The 20,190-nt window shown below is 43.8% G+C and carries 20 protein-coding genes; 15 read left to right on the top strand and 5 right to left on the bottom strand.

From position 1 onward, the window contains the following. Positions 1–91: 91 nt before the first annotated feature. The 6 genes from HQM15_03690 to HQM15_03665 all read left to right on the top strand — a co-directional run bounded on the left by HQM15_03690 (position 92) and on the right by HQM15_03665 (position 7,293). Positions 92–547, top strand: coding sequence for a phosphodiester glycosidase family protein (locus tag HQM15_03690; protein ID MBF0491862.1), 456 nt, complete (start codon positions 92–94; stop codon positions 545–547). An 89-nt stretch (positions 548–636) separates the two neighbouring features. After that, positions 637–1,278, top strand: a complete 642-nt coding sequence (locus tag HQM15_03685) for a hypothetical protein (GenBank protein MBF0491861.1) — start codon at positions 637–639, stop codon at positions 1,276–1,278. Further along, the gene (locus HQM15_03680; GenBank protein MBF0491860.1) at positions 1,262–2,011 is read left to right on the top strand and encodes a nucleotidyl transferase AbiEii/AbiGii toxin family protein; all 750 of its coding nucleotides are present in this window, start codon (positions 1,262–1,264) and stop codon (positions 2,009–2,011) included. Before HQM15_03685 ends, HQM15_03680 begins: the two co-directional genes overlap by 17 nt. Positions 2,012–2,137: 126 nt before the next feature. Beyond that, a complete protein-coding gene (smc, locus tag HQM15_03675; GenBank protein ID MBF0491859.1) occupies positions 2,138–5,728 on the top strand; it encodes a chromosome segregation protein SMC in 3,591 nt (1,196 codons plus the stop codon). 14 nt (positions 5,729–5,742) lie between these two features. Beyond that, entirely contained in the window at positions 5,743–6,546 is an 804-nt protein-coding gene (locus HQM15_03670) for a prohibitin family protein (protein ID MBF0491858.1), read from the top strand. Further along, positions 6,547–7,293 carry an RNA methyltransferase gene (locus tag HQM15_03665; protein MBF0491857.1) on the top strand — a complete coding sequence of 249 codons (747 nt, stop codon included), beginning with the start codon at positions 6,547–6,549 and terminating at the stop codon, positions 7,291–7,293. A gap of 203 nt (positions 7,294–7,496) precedes the next feature. Here HQM15_03665 and lpdA read toward each other — a convergent pair whose 3' ends face one another. Then, a complete protein-coding gene (gene lpdA, locus HQM15_03660) occupies positions 7,497–8,924 on the bottom strand; it encodes a dihydrolipoyl dehydrogenase (GenBank protein MBF0491856.1) in 1,428 nt (475 codons plus the stop codon). Positions 8,925–8,988: 64 nt separating this feature from the next. Between lpdA and HQM15_03655 the strand changes: the two genes are divergently transcribed. Together HQM15_03655 and HQM15_03650 are read left to right on the top strand one after the other, a co-directional pair. Next, positions 8,989–9,222: a hypothetical protein gene (locus HQM15_03655; GenBank protein MBF0491855.1), complete on the top strand. Its 234-nt coding sequence runs from the start codon at positions 8,989–8,991 to the stop codon at positions 9,220–9,222. Next, the gene (locus tag HQM15_03650) at positions 9,188–9,580 is read left to right on the top strand and encodes a type II toxin-antitoxin system PemK/MazF family toxin (protein ID MBF0491854.1); all 393 of its coding nucleotides are present in this window, start codon (positions 9,188–9,190) and stop codon (positions 9,578–9,580) included. The genes HQM15_03655 and HQM15_03650 overlap by 35 nt, the downstream gene beginning before the upstream one ends. Here the strand turns inward: HQM15_03650 and HQM15_03645 are convergent. From HQM15_03645 to HQM15_03630, 4 genes are read right to left on the bottom strand one after another with little or no spacing between them, the layout of a single operon-like run. Next, positions 9,542–10,759 (bottom strand): 2-oxo acid dehydrogenase subunit E2, encoded by a 1,218-nt coding sequence (locus tag HQM15_03645; GenBank protein MBF0491853.1) that lies wholly within the window; start codon positions 10,757–10,759, stop codon positions 9,542–9,544. The two genes, HQM15_03650 and HQM15_03645, sit on opposite strands and share 39 nt — an antisense overlap. A gap of 17 nt (positions 10,760–10,776) precedes the next feature. Then, the gene (aceE, locus tag HQM15_03640; protein ID MBF0491852.1) at positions 10,777–13,488 is read right to left on the bottom strand and encodes a pyruvate dehydrogenase (acetyl-transferring), homodimeric type; all 2,712 of its coding nucleotides are present in this window, start codon (positions 13,486–13,488) and stop codon (positions 10,777–10,779) included. Positions 13,489–13,540: 52 nt separating this feature from the next. After that, the gene (locus tag HQM15_03635) at positions 13,541–14,359 is read right to left on the bottom strand and encodes a glutamate racemase (protein ID MBF0491851.1); all 819 of its coding nucleotides are present in this window, start codon (positions 14,357–14,359) and stop codon (positions 13,541–13,543) included. Between the two features lie 5 nt (positions 14,360–14,364). Beyond that, positions 14,365–14,793, bottom strand: coding sequence for a hypothetical protein (locus HQM15_03630; protein MBF0491850.1), 429 nt, complete (start codon positions 14,791–14,793; stop codon positions 14,365–14,367). A gap of 286 nt (positions 14,794–15,079) precedes the next feature. Here HQM15_03630 and HQM15_03625 point away from each other — a divergent pair, with 286 nt between their 5' ends. Genes HQM15_03625 through HQM15_03595 form a run of 7 tightly spaced genes read left to right on the top strand, consistent with a single transcriptional unit; the run spans position 15,080 to position 20,117 of the window. Further along, positions 15,080–15,814, top strand: a complete 735-nt coding sequence (locus HQM15_03625) for a MotA/TolQ/ExbB proton channel family protein (GenBank protein MBF0491849.1) — start codon at positions 15,080–15,082, stop codon at positions 15,812–15,814. Position 15,815: 1 nt separating this feature from the next. After that, positions 15,816–16,253, top strand: a complete 438-nt coding sequence (tolR, locus tag HQM15_03620; protein MBF0491848.1) for a protein TolR — start codon at positions 15,816–15,818, stop codon at positions 16,251–16,253. A 10-nt stretch (positions 16,254–16,263) separates the two neighbouring features. After that, positions 16,264–17,055 carry a TonB C-terminal domain-containing protein gene (locus tag HQM15_03615; GenBank protein ID MBF0491847.1) on the top strand — a complete coding sequence of 264 codons (792 nt, stop codon included), beginning with the start codon at positions 16,264–16,266 and terminating at the stop codon, positions 17,053–17,055. 49 nt (positions 17,056–17,104) lie between these two features. After that, a complete protein-coding gene (locus HQM15_03610) occupies positions 17,105–17,368 on the top strand; it encodes a ribbon-helix-helix protein, CopG family (protein MBF0491846.1) in 264 nt (87 codons plus the stop codon). Continuing rightward, positions 17,368–17,781, top strand: a complete 414-nt coding sequence (locus tag HQM15_03605) for a type II toxin-antitoxin system VapC family toxin (protein ID MBF0491845.1) — start codon at positions 17,368–17,370, stop codon at positions 17,779–17,781. The genes HQM15_03610 and HQM15_03605 overlap by 1 nt, the downstream gene beginning before the upstream one ends. Continuing rightward, positions 17,778–19,130: a Tol-Pal system beta propeller repeat protein TolB gene (gene tolB, locus HQM15_03600; protein ID MBF0491844.1), complete on the top strand. Its 1,353-nt coding sequence runs from the start codon at positions 17,778–17,780 to the stop codon at positions 19,128–19,130. The genes HQM15_03605 and tolB overlap by 4 nt, the downstream gene beginning before the upstream one ends. A gap of 39 nt (positions 19,131–19,169) precedes the next feature. Next, positions 19,170–20,117, top strand: coding sequence for a Ppx/GppA family phosphatase (locus HQM15_03595; GenBank protein ID MBF0491843.1), 948 nt, complete (start codon positions 19,170–19,172; stop codon positions 20,115–20,117). Positions 20,118–20,190: the final 73 nt, after the last annotated feature.

The raw sequence follows: 20,190 nt of genomic DNA, 5'->3' as shown, positions 1-20,190 counted from the left end.
AGCCCAGAAAAAAACAAATTGCATCGATAGGGACCCACCTATAAAAAGAAAAAATAAGATCCGTCGCTACGCTCCGAGTGGGTCCCTATCCTTGCGGATCACTGGGTCCCTGTCTTGCGATTTCGCAGAGATCAATCCCCTTCGAAATGTGGCCTGGTGGGGCGTGTTTTCCATCGATAAAAATGCGGTGGCGCATATCGATGCCTTGAAAGATTTCCAAATGAGTTCCGGCCTTCAGATCGCCATTCAAGTAGGCCCCCGCCTGGTGGACAATGGGCACGTAGTTTCGGGCCTCAAAACCAATATCTCCCAAAAAACCTTTGTGGCCCAAACGGCCGATTCTGAAATCATTTTGGGAGTCACCCAAAAAGGCCTACTCGACTCGATAGATCTTGCCAAAATTTTAGCCAATGAACTGAAGGCAAAAGAGGCGCTTTGCTTCGATGGGGGATCCTCGACACAGCTATATTCTAAGATTAATGGAGTGGTGAAAGAGGTGTTTGGACTTTCACCGGTGGTGAGTGGAGTGGTGGTGGTCCCAAGGTAGATTTTCATAATGTATAGAAAATACCAATTTTTGCCCCTTTCCATACATTATGAATTTATAATTTCATATTGACAGATATTGTCATTTTTATGAATATATCCGGTGATATGAAATTAAGTTTTTCCGATAGCCTTTCTTTTCAAAAAGCCATTGAAGCTCAAAAAGGGGTGTTTTCTTGGGCAGATCTGGCGAATTTTTTTCATAAATCCGATTCCTACAATTTGAATCGAGCGATCAAAAGCTTGCTGGAAGAAAAAGCTCTTTATCGTTTTTGTAAGGGTTTCTATGTTACTCGCGATGCGAACCTCGAGTGGCTCTCCATGAGAATTTGTCCAGAGTCTGCAATTAGTTTCACAACCGTGTTAGCCAAAGAACTTGTTGTGGGAACTATTCCTGCCAGAAGAGTATATGCGGCAAAGTTGGGAACAACTCGCTTTTATGAATCTGAAGTCGGAAGTGTGGTCCACTTTGGTTTTAATCCTAAAAAGATGCGCCATTTGTGGTTTGGTTATGATTATTATGAAAATGGAGTAAGATACGCGGATAAAGAAAAGGCTTTTTTAGACACGCTTTATTTTTATCAATCTGGGAATCGTTTTACGTATAATATTTATTCAGATATTCACGTTTCAGATTTGGATCAAAAAAAACTTACTCAATATTTAAAAAAATATCGGAATCCTAAATTTGTGAAATTTGTCCAAGGAGTGATTGATGGATATGATCAATAGCGATGAGGCCTTACGTTTGCGTGTGATTCATTTGCTTTCTGAAAAGCTTCCCAAGAATGCAATTTTAAAGGGTGGAATGGTTTTAAGAATTTTAGATTGTCCACGCAATACGAATGATTTGGATTATGTTTTTATTCCATTCAAATCTAAAAAAAAAATTGTCCCACTGATGCAAAATATTTTTTCTGCTTATGAAGGTGTGAAATTAGAAGTGGGTCTTCATTCAACGAGTGCAAGGTTTAAACTTTATCTAAAAAATAAAAACGGGAATTATAAAACTCAAATTGAAATTAATGTTGCGAAAGAATGCGAATACGAAGCTGTTGCCACCAGTCAGGTTTCAATTCGTTATCATCAAGTTTCTCATGTGGTAAAGGTGATGCGAAATGATATTGCCTTTGCAAATAAATTGTCGGCTTGGGTCGAACGTCGCTTAATGCGTGATGCTTATGACATCTATTTTTTCTTTAAAATTTTAGGGGAAATGCCAAATCGAAAAACTTTAGAAAATCGACTCAAAAAGTTGAACTTTGCTCGACGTTTGAGACAAAGCTCACTGCCCAAGAAAATGAGTTTTGAAGAGTTCTTGAAGTTTTTTGAACAAACGGTGGATCAAGTGACCGCAGAAGAAATCAAATCCGAACTGCATGCAGTTTTAGACCCCATTCAACTCCCTGGCCTGGAGAAAAAAATTAAAATTGCAATGAGGGAGATGATTGAGCGCTTGAAATAAGCTGAGCAATCTTAAAAAAGAATTTTTTACCCACCGCGTCATACTTTCCCAGTTTACAATCTCCATTTTCTTGTGTAACTCCATTCAAAATCTCTCCTAAAAACTATCTAAAATAAACGGGGCTCAATGAGAATCAAACGACTAGAAATACAGGGCTTTAAGTCCTTTGCCGATAGAACTATTATCGATTTTCAGCAGGGCGTGACAGGTATTGTTGGTCCGAATGGTTGCGGCAAATCCAATGTGGTCGATGCAATTCGGTGGGTGATGGGTGAGATGAGTGCGAAGCATCTGCGGGGCCGTGAGATGCAGGATGTGATTTTTTCGGGTACGGACAGGCGTGCTCCTTCCAGCTTTGCAGAAGTAAACCTCATATTGTCCAACGAAGAGGGCAAAGCTCCCATTGCCTTTAATCATTATACTGAAATTTCGGTGACCCGGCGCCTGTATCGGGATGGGGAAAGCGAGTATTTGCTCAATAAAATCCAATGTCGTTTGCGGGATATTTACGATTTGTTTTTGGGTACTGGGGTGGGAACTAAAGCTTACTCAGTAGTCGAGCAAGGTCAAATTGGGCAAGTGATTCATGCCAAGCCGGAGGATCGTCGGAAAATTATTGAAGAAGCTGCTGGAATTTCCAAGTTCAAGGCACGTCGAGAAGCGGCGTTGCGCAAGATGGAGGCGGCAGAAGGAAATTTGACTCGACTGAATGACATCGTTCAGGAGCTTTCCCGCCAGCTGAGTTCCCTGGATCGCCAGGCCCGAAAAGCAGAGCGTTACCGGGAGTTAAAAGAAGAGCTTCGCAAAAAAGAGTTGCATCTTGTTTCGCTGGAATTTTTGGATCTAAATTTGAATATGAATCTTCAAGAAAGTGAAAGCGGTAAGCTTTCGCAAGACGAAGCCAGCATGGCGGCACAGCTTTCAAATTTTGAGACCGAGCTTGAAAGTTTGAAATTTATTTTGTCGGAGGAAGAACGAGAATTGTCCATCTTGCAAGAAAAGCTCTACGAAAATAATAATAGTATCAGTCTGCATGAGCAGGGTCTTCAGTTTAAGACCCGCGAAATTAAAAATTGGGAAGAGCGGCACACTCAACTGAGCTTGGAAATTGCCGGTCTGAGCGAGAAGAATATCCAATACGAAAATGAGCTTAGCCAAGTGAATGAGGCACGGGCGATTGTCGACTTGAGGGTTGCCCAGGCCGAAGAAGGCTTAGGCGTTTATGAAGAACAGGTGCTTCAGCAAGGGTTGAAGCAAGAAGAAATCGCCCGAAAGATTGAAGGACTGCAAAGACAGGTGTTGTCGTTGGTGGGTCAGATTAGTCAGGCCGCAAGTCGCAAAGAATCCTTTGAGCGCCAAAAACTGGATCTGGCACAGCGTCTTGAACAATCTCAAGCGGATTATAGCCAAAATCAGGAATGTCTGGCGGGATTCAGGGAAAAATTACTACTTCTAGAGGGCTCTTTGGAACAGTTTAATCAGTTGAAATTGGATTTATTAGAACAGTCTCAGTCGACCCAACAAGCCTTGGACAAGGCCAAACAAGGGGTGGCTTTACTTCAAAATCAATCTCAGTCTCTAAAAGACGAACTTTCTCACAAGAAATCGCGTCTTCTCTCTCTGGAGGAAATACAGAAAAAATTTGAGGGATACAAAGAAGGTGTGCGTCGTGTGCTGCTGCGAAAAAGTGAAAATCCTGATGAGCTGAGTGAAGTTTATGGAACTGTTGCGGACATCCTTGAAACCAAGCCTGAATACCAGACGGCCTTGGGAGCCGTACTCGGAGAAAAATTGGAATATGTGGTCGTGAAAAGTCAGGCTGCTGGTCTGGAAGCGCTGGAGTATCTGAAATCTGAAGTGGCAGGGCGCTCCAGTTTTGTGCCGATGTGTGTCTCCGGACAGCCGCAAGGGGATTGGGTAAATGAAGAGATTTATGAAAACCACGAAGGAGTACTAGGCCCTCTAAAAGATTTTGTACAGGTGCGCGAGGATTATGCCCCTGTGGGAGATTATTTGTTTCGAGATGTTTTGCTTGTGCGGAATTTGGGTGCTGCTATCCAGATGTGGAATGGGTCTACCCAACGTAAAACAACTCTCGTTACCCTGGAAGGGGAAGTGGTGGATGCCTATGGAGTGGTATCCGGTGGATCGGAGCAGAATGAATCCTTGGTTTTATTAAAGCGAAGACGAGAGATAAAAGATCTTCGGGATTCGGTGTGGGGGTTGGAGGTCAAGCTTAGGCTAAAGGAAGAAGAGCTGAGGCAAGAGAGTGAATGGGTGCAAATTCTCCAAAAATGGCTCGAAGGACTCAAGCGTGAGGCTCATATTGAAGACCTGAAAATTTTGGACTCTGAAAAAGATTTTGGGCATTTGCGTTTTGAGGTGCATCGTTTGGAACAAGCGCAAACGAGGCTGGAGCGCGAAAGAGGCGAGTTGTGCGAACGCGAGAATCAGATGAATGCCGATTTGGTGCTTTTGTCTGAAAATCTGTTTCTATTTGAGGAAGAAAAAAGTCAGAAAGAGAGGGAGCTGTTAAAAGAGAAGGAACAGTTTCAAATTGAGCAAAAACAGTGGGAGAGCCGTAAGCAAGATCTTACCCTACGAACACTGGAGGCCCAGAACGTTCAGGAAAAAAAGATACAAGTCGATAAGGAAATCTCTCGTTTGGTAGAGGCAAAACGTGCCGCGTTGCTTCGTATGGAAGCCTGTGAACGTTTGATTCAGAGCGGAACGGAAGAGGCCCAAAAACTGGGTCAGGAAATCGAAAGTTCCAAGGTGTTGTTACAAGAGCTTATTTTTGAGGTAAGAGGGCTTTCCGAAAAGCAGGTATTGCTAAAGGAGGCCTTTGAAGGGCATCAGAGTCAAATGAGAGAGAAAGAAATTCAGCTGAAACAAATTCGTTTGGATCACGAACAAACGCAAAGTGTTTTCAATAAAGGGTTATTGCAGCTTACCGAGATTAGAAGTCGTTTGCAGTTTTTGAAGGAGCAAATTTTTGAACGTTACCACACCGACATTGTTACTATCGCCCCACAATATCAGGGGCAGCTTATCGAGAACCCAGAGGCCTTTGAGCAACAAGTGCTGCAACTCAAGGAAAAACTTTCCAAAATGGGGGAGGTGAATCTTTCTGCGATTAGCGAATATGAAGAGATCAAGCAACGCTACGATTTCTTAACTGCTCAGGCCGAGGATCTAAAAAAATCTTTAGAGTCTCTCCATCACACCATTCAAAAGATTAATCGTTCTACCAAAAGGCGCTTTGTAGATACCTTCGAAGCCATCAACAACCGTTTTGAAGAATTGTTTCCTAAGCTCTTCCATGGCGGTAAGGCCAAGCTGCTTCTCACCGACGAAAATAATATCCTCGAAACCGGTGTTGAAATTGTGGCTCAGCCTCCGGGTAAAAAATTGCAATCTATCAGTCTGCTTTCAGGGGGAGAAAAGGCGCTCACTGCAGTCAGCCTCATCTTCTCCATCTTTCTCTTTAAGCCTTCTCCTTTCTGTATCTTGGACGAAGTGGATGCCCCGCTTGATGATGCCAACGTCGATCGGTTTAACGCCTTGGTCAAACAAATGACAGAGCGTTCCCAATTCATCCTCATTACCCACTCCAAGCGTACTATGGAACTTGCGGATGTGCTTTATGGAATAACTATGGAAGAAGCAGGGGTGTCTAAAACGGTGAGTGTTCGCTTGAATGAAAAAGCGGCTTAATATAAGGAGAATTTATGAGTCAAATCGGTAAAGGTGTAAAGTTTATTGGGGGATTCTTTGTCGTCATGATTTTGTTGAATATCCTTTCTCCCTTTGTGATTATCGGACCAGGGGAGCGTGGGGTGGTGTTACGCTTTGGTGCGGTGAGTGACAAGATTTTTAACGAGGGTTTTCACTTTGTAACTCCTCTCATGGAAAAGGTGGTTCGGATCAATACCCAACCTCGAGAAATAAAGCTGGAGCATGCCCAAGCAGTGTCCAAAGATCTTCAGGATGTGATCACGAATCTGACCTTGAATTACACGGTGGTTCAATTGGAAGTGAACCAGTACGTGCAGCAACCCGGAGTGAATCGAGAGTCTGTTATTTTGGATCCGGCGATGCAAGAGTCTCTCAAGTCCGTCACGGCGCAATTTACAGCGGCCGAATTGATTACTGAACGTGAAAAAGTGAGTTCTCTCATTCAGGCCAAGCTTCAGGATGTATTGAAGAAAAATCATCTCGAATATAGACAGCTGGCGATTACGAACTTTCAGTTTTCCAAGGCCTTTTCGGATGCGATTGAACGCAAGCAAGTAGCTCAACAAGATGCACTCACGGCAGAAAATGAGCTAAAGAAGGCGCAGATTTTAGCCGAACAACGTATTGCCCAAGCCAAGGCGGAGGCCGAAGCTATTCGAATTCAAACCGAGGCCCTGCAACAAAATCAAAATCTGGTAAAACTCGAGGCCGTGAAGCGTTGGGATGGAAAATTGCCTCAGTACATGATGGGGAATTCTGTTCCTTTTGTGGATATTTCCCATGGCGATTCTAAATAAATGTCTCGTGCCCTTTCCTCACTCCTCGATTTTATCTTGGTTCGCCCCCAGTATCCCGGTAACGCCGGCGCTGTGGCGCGCGCGTTAAAAAACTGTGAATTTGAAAAACTGATTTTGGTGAACCCGGTCTTTGATTTAAACGATCTGGATGTGAAGCGCTATTCCGTAGGTGCCTATCCTCTCATTGAAAAAGCCCCGGTCGTTAAGGATTTGCCCAAGGCTTTAGAGCCTTACCATTTTGTGATAGGCACTACGCGCCGTCGTGGGCGTTACCGTCAAAACACCCTGGACTTGTCGGAGCTACCTGGGTTTATCGCGGAACAAGTTCCCAAAAAAAGCAAGGTGGCCCTTCTTTTTGGAAATGAAATGAATGGACTCTCCAACGAAGAATTTGCGCTGTGTCAGCATTTGGTGACCATCCCCGCCAATCCAAAATTTGAATCTTATAATCTTTCACAAGCAGTTTTGTTGGTGGCGCACGAGCTTTATCGATTTAATTTGAAGCCCAAAGAAGAAAAAAAAGCAAAACTTCCCTCAGTGAAAGAATTGGAAGGAATGTATGAACACCTCACTCAAATGCTTTTGGATATTGGTTTTGTGAGAAATAATAACCCGGAACATATCCCTCGAATTTTAAGAAATCTTTTTAACCGAGCTCAGATTACAGATCCGGAAAAAAATATTATTCGAGGAATTTGTAGGCAGGTGCAGTGGGTGAAGGGACAATGGGATAAATTGAAGGACTAGATCTCTTTCATAAATCGCTGCACGATCCAATTGCGGCGTTGCGGTATCCAAAAAATCCTCATTTGCAGTAGCAAACTCCGGTATTTTGGACCCTCCGCGCCTTGCACTTGGACCGTTCGCTGATTTATGAAAGATCTACTGAATACTGCCTTTCGGAATATGAACCGTGTTGATCGTCTCAAAGGGACCAGCATCGGTCATTACTATCCCCTCTTCGGCTTATACACATGCAAACTCGTCCCAGAAATCCCTTCCGCCGCCTCCATCAAGGTTTCTGAAAGTGTGGGATGAGGATGAATGGACAATTTCAAATCGCTGGCCGTAGTCCCCATTTCAATGGCCAGTACTCCTTCCGAAATCAAATCTCCGGCTCCAACACCCACGATTCCTACTCCCAGCACTTGCTCGGTGGCTGCATCGCAAATTATTTTGGTCATTCCTTCACTTCGACCCAGGCTCAAAGCGCGTCCGGACGCAGTCCAGGGGAAGCGCGAAACTTTTACCTCCAGATTTTGTTTTTTGGCATCGGTCTCGGTAAGTCCACACCAGGCCACTTCAGGGTCGGTAAACACTACGGCAGGAATACAGCGTGGATCAAAAATCACTTTTTCTCCCGCAATCACTTCAGCCGCCACAATTCCCTCATGGGTGGCTTTATGCGCCAACATGGGCTCTCCCGCCACATCTCCAATGGCAAAGATGTGGGGCAGATTCGTCCGGCGTTCTGCATCCACTTTAATAAAATCTTTCTCGTCCTTTAAGATGCCGCAGGCCCTCAATCCGATGCCGCTGCTATTGGGTTTGCGGCCTACGGCGATCAACACCTTGTCAAAATCTTCTTCACTTTGCTTTCCCTCAGCATCTTCCAGAACAATGGTAAGGCCTGTTCCTTTTTCGACAATCGAAACCACTTTTGTTTTGAGGCGAATGCTGTGAAAAGTATTTTCCAGGCGACGGGCCAGAGGCCTGATCAAATCGCGATCTACGCTGGCTAGAAGTGTATCGAGCATTTCCACCACATGCACTTGGGAACCCAAGGCCGCATAAACACTTCCCAACTCCAAGCCGATATAACCGCCTCCCACCACGAGCAATTTTGAAGGAACTTCTTCCAAGGCCAGGGCCTTGGAAGAATTCCAAAGATGAAGACTTTCCAAGGCCAAATGAGGAGGGATGAATGGGCGGGATCCAGTGGCTAAAATGCAATATTCGAAGGGAAGAATCGACTCTTCGCCATCTGTGCCTTGAATCAGCAACTGATGCGGATCAATCAAGTCTCCGCGACCTTGAATAAAATTAATTTTGCGTTGTTTGGAAAGCATGCTCAAACCAGCGGTTAATTTGCCTACCACTTCTTCTTTCCAGGCTTTTAATTTTTGAAGATCAATTTTGGGGGATGAAAAACTCAAGCCAAATTCCGAAGCTTCCTTTGCCTCATTAATCACTCGAGCCACATGCAAAAGCGCCTTGGAGGGAATGCAACCTTTGTATAAACATACTCCACCTGGGTTTGCCTCGGTATCCACCAAAGTCACCTGAAGCCCTAAATCTGCCGCTTTGAAAGCGGCTGCATATCCGCCTGGACCAGCACCGAGAACTAGCACTTGAGTTTTTTCTAATTTTTTTGACATAAGAAGCCCTCTTGACACACCTAAATTATATCCCTAGATATAGTCCTATAGGAGGTACCATATTATGGCCCTTAAATTAAATATTCAGCCTAAAATAGAATCTGAAATCAATCAGATCCTGAAGCTCTACCCATACCGCTCTAAAACCGAATATATCAACGAAGCAATTGCTGAATACAACAAACAGCTCATTCGAAAAAAAGAGTTGGAAAAGCTAAAAGAATACTACAAAAAAACCAAAAAAGAGCATGAGGAAATTCTCAATGAGTTCCATCAAATCCGAAAACCTATTGATTAAACAAGGCCATTGTTACCTGGTAAATATGAATCCTCCGATCAAATCGAAACCCGGGAAAATCCGGCCTGCAGTTGTACTCCAATCCAATGATGTTCTGAACACTGAGACCATAAGCATCACTCTTGTTCCTCTCACTACCAAACTTGAAAAGGAAAACATTTTAAGATGCCGAGTGAGCCCTTCTGCCCAATTAAAAATTGAGAAACCATCGGATATATTAATCGATCAAATACACACCTTGCATAGAAGTTTTTTCATAAAAGAATTAGGTCCTCTTGCAGAGATTGATCTTTTAAAAATCAAACAAGGTCTGGATTTTCTACTCAATTTTAGCCAAACTCTCCAGCTTCTCCACTAGTGCCCTCAAAAACCTTATCCCATCTGCCCCATCAATCACCCGATGATCATAAGAGAGCGACAAAGGTAAAATCAGTCGGGGTTCCACCCCGTTATTTTTCCACACAGGAGTGAGCTTCGCTCTGCAAACCCCTAGGATAGACACTTCGGGCCAATTGACAATGGGAGTAAAAAAAGTTCCGCCAATTCCACCTAGGTTGCTAAGGGTGATGGAAGCCCCTTGCATTTCTTCCAACTTTAATTTCTTTGAGCGCGCTTTTTCAGACAATACATTTAATTCTTCTGCAATCTGAAATACATCTTTTTGATCGACATCTCGAATCACCGGTACCACTAAACCTCGCTCTGTATCCACCGCAACTCCAACATGCTTGTACTTTTTATAAATGATTTCTTCTTTTGCCAAATCGATACTGGAATTAAAGCTAGGAAATTTTTCTAAAAGCTCGGCCAAAATCTTGATTAGAATCGCACTCATTGTCAGTTTTGACTTCGCACCCTTGCGCCATTTTTCCACCTCGGTAATATCGGCTTCTTCGCATTGCGTGACATGAGGAATCTGACTCCAGGCTTGCGTCAGATTTTGAGCAGCCGCCAAACGCAGTTGGCTCATAGGCTTGCGATCGACATTACCCCATTTTGAAAAATCGGGAAGGGGAATTGAAGGTTTTTCGAATTTAGACTCTGAGTGGGATGCCACAGAATTCTGTTTTTGCTCGAGATCTGCAGGGAGTATCCTTCCATGTTCACCCGAAGCCTGAACTTGTGACAAATCAATTCCCTTCTCTCGGGCCAGACGACGCACGAGGGGGGAGGCAAAGGCTTTTGCATTTAGATCCACTGGACCTCTCCCCTCCGTTCGAGGTGACAGAACTTTGTCATCTCGAGCTGTTGCGAGAGATCCAGTTGGTTTTTCACTAACCTTTACTTCTTTGGATTTGAAATTTTCCTTCGTCTCCCATCTCATCACCCGCTGCCCCACTTTTACCTTGTCTCCCGCCTTCACTAAAACTTCCTGAACCGTCGCCGCACTGGGCGCCGGAAGCTCAAAAACGGCCTTTGCAGTTTCCAATTCCAGAATGGGTTCATCTTTTTTAATTTGCTGACCCGGAGCAACTAACACGCGAACCACATCGGCAGTTTGAATATTTTCTCCAAGAGTGGGGAGTAGAAAATCCATAGTAGTTATTTCTCCATTTATCCTAACAATTCTTCCTTCGCCTTCTTCAAATCTTCCAAAGAAAAACTTCCTTCTTCCCACAAGGCGTAAAGGGCTGTGTAGCAAATCCATTCGGCATCCACTCGAAAATGTCGCCGCAGTGAGGCACGGCTCTCGCTGAGCCCCCAGCCATCGGTACCCAAGGCATAAAGTTTTTTGGGAAACCACGCAGAAATCGAATCGGGTAAAGCACGCACATAATCGGAGGCCGCCACAAAAATACCTTTTTCGTTTTGTAGACATTGCCTCAAATAAGGCAGTTTCTTTTCTTGTTCAGGATGTTCTAAATTGAAACGTTCACATTCTTTTGCGTCACAATACAATTCTTTATAAGAAGTGATAGACCATATTTTTGTAGCTATCTTAAATTTTTCTTCCAGAATTTTTGACGCGCGCAAGACCTCACCGAGTATAGCTCCGCTGCCGAAGAGGTTCGCAATTAATGGCCCCTCTCCCCGGCCCTCTCCCGCAAGGGGCGAGGGAGATAATGAATTAATTCCTACTTCCTCCCCCCTCGGGGGGGAGGATTGAGGAGAGGGGACAATCGGATACATCCCCTTCAATATCCCCTCTTTTACTCCCTCCGGCATCACAGGCATTGCATAATTTTCATTGTGCAAAGTAATATAGTAAAAAACATTCTCCTGCTTTTCATACATCCGTTCCATCCCATTTTGAATAATCACCGCCAACTCGTAGGCAAAAGCAGGATCATAAGCTTTTAAATTGGGCACAGGATAAGCGAGCAAATGCGATTGCCCATCCTGATGCTGCAATCCTTCACCCGCCAAAGTCGTACGCCCGGAGGTAGCTCCCAGTAAAAAACCACGCGCACGCATATCGCTGGCTTGCCAAATCTGATCGCCCGTACGTTGAAAACCAAACATCGAGTAGAAAATATAAAAAGGGATGCATTGCACCCCGTGGCTGGAATAAGCCGTAGCCGCGGCACAGAAAGAAGCCATGGCCCCCGCTTCGTTAATGCCTTCTTCCAAAATTTGACCGTCGACGGCCTCACGATAGAAAAAGATATTTTTCTTGTCTACGGGTTCATACCTTTGTCCAAGCGAAGTATAAATGCCCAGTTGGGCAAAGAGCGATTCCATCCCAAAAGTTCGGGCTTCGTCGGGGACGATAGGCACTACATTTCTGCCCAGTTTTGGATCACGCAAAAGTTTTGAAAGGATGCGCACAAACACCATGGTGGTGGATACCGCACGGCCTGTGGTTCCCGCCGAAAATTCATCGAACAAATTTTCTTGCAGTTGGAGTGGAGGAAGTAAAAGCGTTTTGCGAGAAGGGACATAGCCTCCCAATTTTGCACGACGTTCCTGCAAATATTGAATGAGGCTGGAACTCTCTATGGGTTTATAAAATGGGGTAAAGGCCAGATCTTCATCCGAAATGGGAATACCAAAGCGTGTACGAAACTCGGAGAGTTCTTCTTCATTGAGTTTCTTTTGTTGATGGGTCACGTTTTTTCCTTCACCCGCTTCTCCCAAACCATAACCCTTGATGGTCTTGGCTAATATAACCGTAGGTGAACCTTTATGCTCCACGGCTGCTTTATAAGCCGCGTACATCTTTTCGCTGTCGTGCCCTCCACGACGTAGGCGCGCCAAATCTTCGTCAGAGAGATGCTCCACCCGCTTTAACAATTCGGGATAAGCCCCAAAGAAATGTTCGCGGATATATTTTCCATCGTTACAAGCGGCATAAGTTTGATATTGCCCATCGCTGACTTCCATCATGCGCTTCTTTAGCAAACCATCGTGGTCTTGTTCCAAAAGCGGATCCCAATCGCTGCCCCAAATCACCTTAATTACATTCCATCCCGCGCCTCGAAAAAGGGTTTCTAATTCCTGGATGATCTTTCCATTCCCTCGCACGGGGCCGTCCAGGCGTTGAAGATTACAATTGATCACAAAAATGAGGTTGTCTAAGCCTTCACGGGAAGCCAAAGAAATGGCCCCACAACTTTCCGGTTCATCGGTTTCACCATCTCCCAAGAATGCCCAGACGCGCCGGCTGGATGCAGGAATGAGCCCTCGAGCCTCCAAATAACGATTGAAGCGAGCCTGATAGATAGCCGCAATAGGTCCCAAACCCATAGAGACGGTGGGGAATTCCCAAAATTCAGGCATCAGCTGGGGATGGGGATAAGAAGACAAGCCGCCACCCGCCTTTAATTCACGCCTGAAATTCTCAAGTTGTTTTTGACTGAGTCGTCCTTCCAGAAAGGCTCGGGCATAAATCCCGGGAGAGGCATGGCCTTGAAAATAGATTTGATCGCCCCCAAAACCACTTTCCCCTCGTCCTCTAAAAAAGTGTTGAAAAGCAACCTCATAAAGAGTGGCTGCTGAGGCAAAGCTGGAAATATGCCCCCCAATTCCATCTTCTTTTTTATTGGCCCGAACCACCATAGCCATGGCATTCCAGCGAATAATGCTTCGAATCCGTTTTTCGAGTTCCAGATCTCCAGGATAAACAGGCTGCGCCTGTAGAGAAATGGTATTGGTATAGGAGGTATTGAGGGCTGAAAGCAAAATTCCTTTTTCCGAGGCATGCTGTTCCACTTCCGCTAAAATTTGACGCGCCCTCTCCGGGCCTTCGTGTTCCAAAACCTCGTCAAAAGACTCGAGCCATTCCTGATTTTCTTCTTCTTCATTTTTTTTTGGGTCTTTGGGCATAAGTGTAAATTATGCCTAAAATGTAATGGAGTGAAAAGAAAAGAATTCAGAATTAAACACTCACCAAAGTAACTCCCTCCAGAGGTCTACCCAGGAAAGTTCTACCCACCTGGCGAAAACGGTCGGGAGAATCGGTTACAAAAAAAGTTTCTGAACCTTTTTGTATTTGCGGATTCTGAAGACTTTCTTTTTGAAGCAGTTGTTGCAAGGCCAAGGCGGTTTGCTCTGCACTGTCGACCAAAGTGACAGAAACTCCCATCACTTGAGCAATACGTTTTTTAAGCAGAGGATAATGTGTACAGCCCAAAATAATCGTATCGATGGGAGTTTTATGAAAAGAAGAAAGATATTTTTCGGCAACGAGTTTTGTGACTTCTTCGTCCATCCAACCCTCTTCGGCCAGAGGGACAAACAAAGGGCAAGCGGTTCCCCAAACGCGGATAGCTGGATTCAATTGAGCAATGGCTTTGGCATAAGAAGCACTCCGAATCGTGGATTCGGTTCCAATCACAGCAACTTCCTTGGTTTTTGTAGTCGCTACTGCTGCAAGGGCGCCTGGCTCTATCACTCCGATAATGGGAAGCGAAAATTGTTTTTGAAGTTCGCTTATCGCCAAGGCGGACGCGGTATTGCAGGCAATGATGAGCACTTTTATGCCACACTGCAAAAGAAATTTTGTATTTTCGATGGAGTAACGCGTAATCGTTTCGCGACTTTTATTTCCATAAGGAACGCGGGCGGTATCACCCAGATAAACAAGATTTTCTTGTGGAAGTTGTTCTTGAATGGCCTCAAAAACAGTGAGCCCCCCTACACCGGAATCGAAGATCCCTATAGAAGATGCTGGGGAAAGCGAAGAGGAAATACCCATAGAACCTACTTTTTCTTCTTTTTAACCGCTTTCTTCCCCACTTTTGATTTCTCGGCTTTAGACCTTTCTACTTTTTTTGTTCGCTCGCCACCAGACAACTCTTCCCTAATTTGTTCTTGCTCAGTCTTTTCAGCTTTATTTTTTTCACCCTTTGACTTTTCTACGCTGCCTTTTAATTTTTTAATTAGGGCCCTACGATGCATACTCATCAACTCCGATTCAAGGTGATGAATTTTTTTCTCCATTTGTGCAATTTCTTTTCGGGAAGGGACTTCAAACACCTTGAGGGTGCTCAAGATTTTCTGTTCGATAAAATTTTCAACCGTAGTTCTTAAATTTAGGACTGAGCCCAAGGTTTGGGTCACAGTTTCGCTTTTCAATAACTGCTGCACTGGCAAAGAATTAGCTAAGGCTTCCAAAATTTTTGTTCTCATTTCATTTCCCTTTTTAAATTAAAGAACCATTGTTCAATTTCCGCAGTTAGGTAGCGGATCTCAATAGAGCTGTCAAATGAAGCCTAAAAAAGTATTCACCAGACATTTTTTATGAGAATCCCTAGTTTGAGATTTTTTGAAACATAAAGTCAATTTAAAAAACTTATAAAACAAATAGTTATGCAGATGCTGAGGAGCTTTTTCATGCTTTCAGAGTTGACATTAAAAAACACTTCGCTTACAAAATTTTTTCTCTATTTCACAAACCACGAAGGAGTATTTTTACATGTTTACTTTTGGTCTTTTGTTACAAGCTCCAGCCCTCGAAAACCAAGCCGGAAATCAAGAAAGCACTTCGAATATATTCCACTTGATTAGTGCCAGTGATCCCATCGTTCAAATCACGCTTTTAATCTTGGTTGTTTTTTCTGTTATTTCCTGGGCCACCATCCTCTTTAAATTTTTGCAGGTTAAAAAAGCCCGCAATTCGGGCAGGCAATTTCTGAAAATGTATGAGCAGGCGGACTCCTTGGATGAAGTGGTTGCCAAGGCCACCGCCCGAGAAGGAAATCCATTTTACGAAGTTTTTTCCGAAGCCCTCTCTGAAATTATTCGTTACCGCCAGCTTCGGAGCAAAGACCCGGCCTCTGCGGGGACCCTCAGTTTGGAAAAAATTCACCGCATTATTCAAAATACTACCAACGAAAGTCTGGAGCGCCTGGAAAACATGCTTCCCTTCTTGGCGAACACCGCTTCTTCCTCTCCCTTTGTCGGACTATTTGGAACCGTGTGGGGAATTTTACAGGCCTTTTGGAACATCGGTAAAACAGGCAACACTTCTCTTGCCACCGTAGGACCCGCTATCTCCGAGGCCTTGGTGGCCACTGCTGTGGGTCTGGCGGCAGCCATTCCTGCCGTATTGGGTTACAACTACTTTCAAACAAAGGTGCGCAGACTTTCCAAAGACCTTTATTTGTTTGGAGAAGATCTTCAATTAAGAATTAAAAAGGAGTTCTTCTAAAATGGCTTTTCAGAATTCCAACCAGGCTTATGATTCTCCCTTGGCCGAAATCAACATCACTCCCCTGGTGGACGTCATGTTGGTGTTGTTGATCATTTTTATGGTGACGGCCCCTCTCATGACTCAGGGGGTAAATGTGGACTTGCCTCAAGCCACAACTCAAGCCATCAAAACTGACAAAGAAGACGTCATCTTAACCATCAATAAAAACGGGTCTGTCTATCTAGGGACTGACACCAAATCCCCATTTAGCCTGGATAACCTGGGGGCTAAACTTTCAACGGTGTTTGCGGGTAAAGCGAAAAAAGAACTCTATCTGAGAGCGGATAAAAAAATTCCTTATGGAACAGTCGTACAAGTAATGGCAGCCTGTAAAAATGCAGGCGTCGAACGAATGGGAATGATTACTGAAGCAGAAGCACAGCTAGAAGAGAAGTAAGCTTTACCAAATGACTTTCACACTCAATACCGACATCTCTTACCTCCGTTTTCTGATTCTCTCCCTGATCTTGCATGTCCTCGTTTCTTTTCTATTTTTCTTTTGGTCTGCCCAAAATCAGGAAACCAAGCCTCCCGAGACCCAAATCACCTGGGTGAATTTGGGCAGTCCCCTCAGTATTGAAAAAACTTCCGGTGTTGCTGAAGTGAAGGGCAAAGAGAATAAAGAAGAAATAAAAACTGTGCCTCAGCAAAAAGTGCAGCCCCAGCTTCCTAAAGAAGCCCATCCCCCCAAGAAAATAGTAACGCCGAAAGAAATAGTGACTTTGAACCCAAAAAAAATAAAAGAAGAGAATAAAAAAAATACCCAGACAAATGAGAAAAACAAGACCGTGAGGCAAGACAATCAAATTCAAAATGCCTTGGCAAAAATTACTGGCGATTTAGCGAATGAACAAAAAGCCCAGGCGGGTGGCGGTAACACCACTGGACAAGGAACTGCAGCGGGAACTGCCGGGGGATCCAATTCGGAATGCAGTGTTTATGCAGGTCAGGTGAAACAAAGAATTTTGAACAATTGGGCAAAAATGAAAGGCGAAACAAAACCCGCACGTCCGCCTGTGGCCACTATTCGCATTAGCAGTTCGGGGCAAGTGAGCGCGGTCAGCTGGAAACAAAAATCGGGGGATTTAGCCTGGGACAACTCCGCTCAAAAAGCGATTCAAAGCACCAACTTTCCACCTTTGCCACAAAATTGCGCCATTGCCCTCAGCCAAGGAGTTGTGGTGCAATTTGGGAGATAAAAAAGAGAAGGCCGCTTGACAATAAATTCCTACTGGTCATACTGGTAGCATGAAAATCAGTATTTCGTTACCCGACAACACTGCCTTAGAAATAAAAAAACTCGCGGAAGAAACGCAACGCAATGTATCGTGGCTTATTCAAAAAGCTTGGGATATCGCCAGAACTCAAATGATGCGCCACGATGAAAATGAAGTGAAAAGAAAAAAAGCAATGCGCGGCTTACTTAAACTTCAAGGGGCACTTAAAAAAGATTTTCCAAACATTAGCTCTGTGGATTTGGCCCATATGGCTTTCAGGCTCAAAAAAAGATAATGTACCTCTTCGATACAAACATTTTTTTAGAGCACCTACTTGATCAAGAACAAAGCAAATCTTGTAGAGCGCTTATAAAAACCATCAATCAAGATAAAAATGTGTGGGTTTCCTTATTTTCTATTCACGCAATCGAGGCCATTTTAGAAGGTCGGACTAAAAGCAATATACTTCTACTAGAGTTTCTAACCCATATCCAATTTCATCCCTATATCCAAATTTACGCAACAACCCTGGAAGAAGAAATCGAGATTTTAAAACTAAGTCCTCAACTTAAACTCGATTTTGATGATAGTCTTCAGTACTACATAGCCAAGAAGAAAAGTCTGACTTTGGTAACTCTCGATAAAGATTTTAGAAAAATTAAGGATATTCTAGTGTTATCTCCTAAACAAATCCTGGGTGATTTATGAAAAAAATAATTCCAAAACTACTCTTGCTGAGTTTAATTTCGATCCCTCTCTCAGCTCAAACCCCAGAATCGACGCCAGGAACTTCTGCCGGAGGGGACATCCAAATCACTCAAAAACACATCTACATTATTTTGGATCAACCCAGCGCCGAACATAAATTTCCCATTGCGGTACCCGATTTGCAAATTACTAAAGGGAAAGACAAAGATAATTTTTCCTCAAGAGTTGCGGAGATTTTGAAAAACGATTTAAAAATTGCGGGTTATTTTGAAGTGCTGAGCAAATCGAATTATCCTCAAGAAACAGGACTCACGAAAGAACAGATTAATTTCAAACAATGGTCTGGTATAGGGGCCCAGGCCCTAGTAAAAGCAGGCCTGGAAATCGACGGAAAAAATCTTACCTTTCAGTGGAGGTTGTTTGATCCCAATACTTCCGAGATGCTCGTGGGGAAAGAATACAAAGTAGAAAAGAAAAGTTACAGGGCTGCGGTCCATCGATTTATGGACGAAATCCTGTTGGCCCTCACTGGAGAAAAAGGGATTTTCTCCACCAAGATCGTGGCTGCCTGTGGGCCTGTGGGGAAACGACAAATCACTGTGATGGACATTGATGGCGAAAACCGCGTTCAATTAACAGACAATAATTCCATTAATGTTTCCCCCGATTGGTCGAAAGATGGAAGACAAATTGCTTTCACTTCTTATGCCAAATACTGGCCAGAGATTTTTATTGTCAATACGGATGGAAAAGGAAAAGCCAAGCGTGTCACTTTCAACAATTCTTCTAATCTTACTCCAGCTTGGTCTCCCGATGGTTCTTCCATTGCGATTTCCAGTAACATGATGGGAGATCCTGAAATCTTTCTTATCGATTCTCAAGGAAACAAAATAGCTCAAATCACGCACTCTAAGGGAATTGATTATTCCCCAGCTTGGTCTCCCGATGGTCAAAATTTGGTGTATGCATCCGAACGTGCAGGGCACCTTCATCTGTTTACTATGGATAAAAACGGGGGAAACATCAAGCGTATCACCTTTAGCGGCGCCTTCAATGACCAGCCCGATTGGTCTCCCAAAGGAGATAAGATTGCCTACTCACTGCAAGATGGTGGAGGCTTTGACATTTACACCATGAATATTGATGGCTCCATGGTTCAAAAAGTTTCCAATGGAATGGGAAGCAATGAATCCCCCAGCTACTCTCCCGATGGACGCTACATCGTTTACACTAGTGATCGTAGTCATAAATCCGATATCTATATCATGCTCTGGGAAGGAACCAACCCCACTGCCATTACCAAAAGCGGAGACTGCGTGAATCCAGATTGGTCACCGAGACTCCCCTGACTCTTGTAGAACTCAATGAGTTTTACAATTACGATCTTTATGAAAATAGCCTCCATAGACCTCGGTTCCAACTCTGTTATTTTGCTGGTTGCAGAATTTTCTGAGGATGGAAAAATTCGTCCACTTTTTGAAAAGTGTGAAATTACCCGCATTGGCGAAAATCTAAGCAAAACGGGAAGACTTAGCACAGAAGCCATGGATAGAACGATGGAGCAACTTCGCAAATATACAGCCCTGGCTCATAAGCATCAAGTTGAGCGCATTTTATGTATTGCAACCGAGGCCTTAAGACGTGCCGAAAATTCTCAAGAATTTGTTCAGCGGGTTCAAAAAAATTGTGGATTTAAAGTAGAAATCATTTCCGGCTTAAAAGAAGCAAGACTGGCCTATCTTTCTGCTTATTTTGATTTTAAAAAAAAATATTCCAACTTGGTTGTCCTGGATATCGGAGGAGGATCCACAGAGCTGATTTGGAAAATTTCCTCGGAAAAAAGCAACAATCGAATCCGCACTCTCTCGATGAAACTAGGGTCGGTGAGGCTAACCGAAGAGATAGTAAAACAAGACCCCATTAGCAAAGAAGAGTTTTTACTTCTTAAAGCAAACATCAAACAAAAACTGGATAGCGATTTGGAAAATATTGAACTTCCTCAAGCTCCTTTTGAACTTATTGGCCTTGCGGGAACCCTTACCACCCTTTCCCAAATTGACCAAAAACTTCTGCAATTTGATTCTCAAAAAATTCAGGGTGTTGTTTTAAGCCTAAACTCCCTGGAAAATATTATAGAGGAGCTCAAAAACAAAACAATAGCAGAGCGCTGCCAAATCATCGGCATGGAATCCAAACGTGCTGATGTAATCCTGGCCGGAGCTTGTATCTTAGAGGGAGTTCTGAAGAGACTCAAAATTGATCGTGTCGTGGTGAGCGATCGCGGCATTCGATATGGAATTCTCTATGATCGATTTATGACGAAGAAGGGCGAGTAATATTGGGCATACCTTTAGGGATATTTTTTCCCCTCCTGGTTTTCAACTTTTTTTAACAATTCCGTTATTTTTC

The sequence above is a fragment of the Deltaproteobacteria bacterium genome (assembly GCA_015233135.1).
Lineage (GTDB): Bacteria > UBA10199 > UBA10199 > JADFYH01 > JADFYH01 > JADFYH01.
This window is presented reverse-complemented; position numbering and strand designations above follow the sequence as displayed.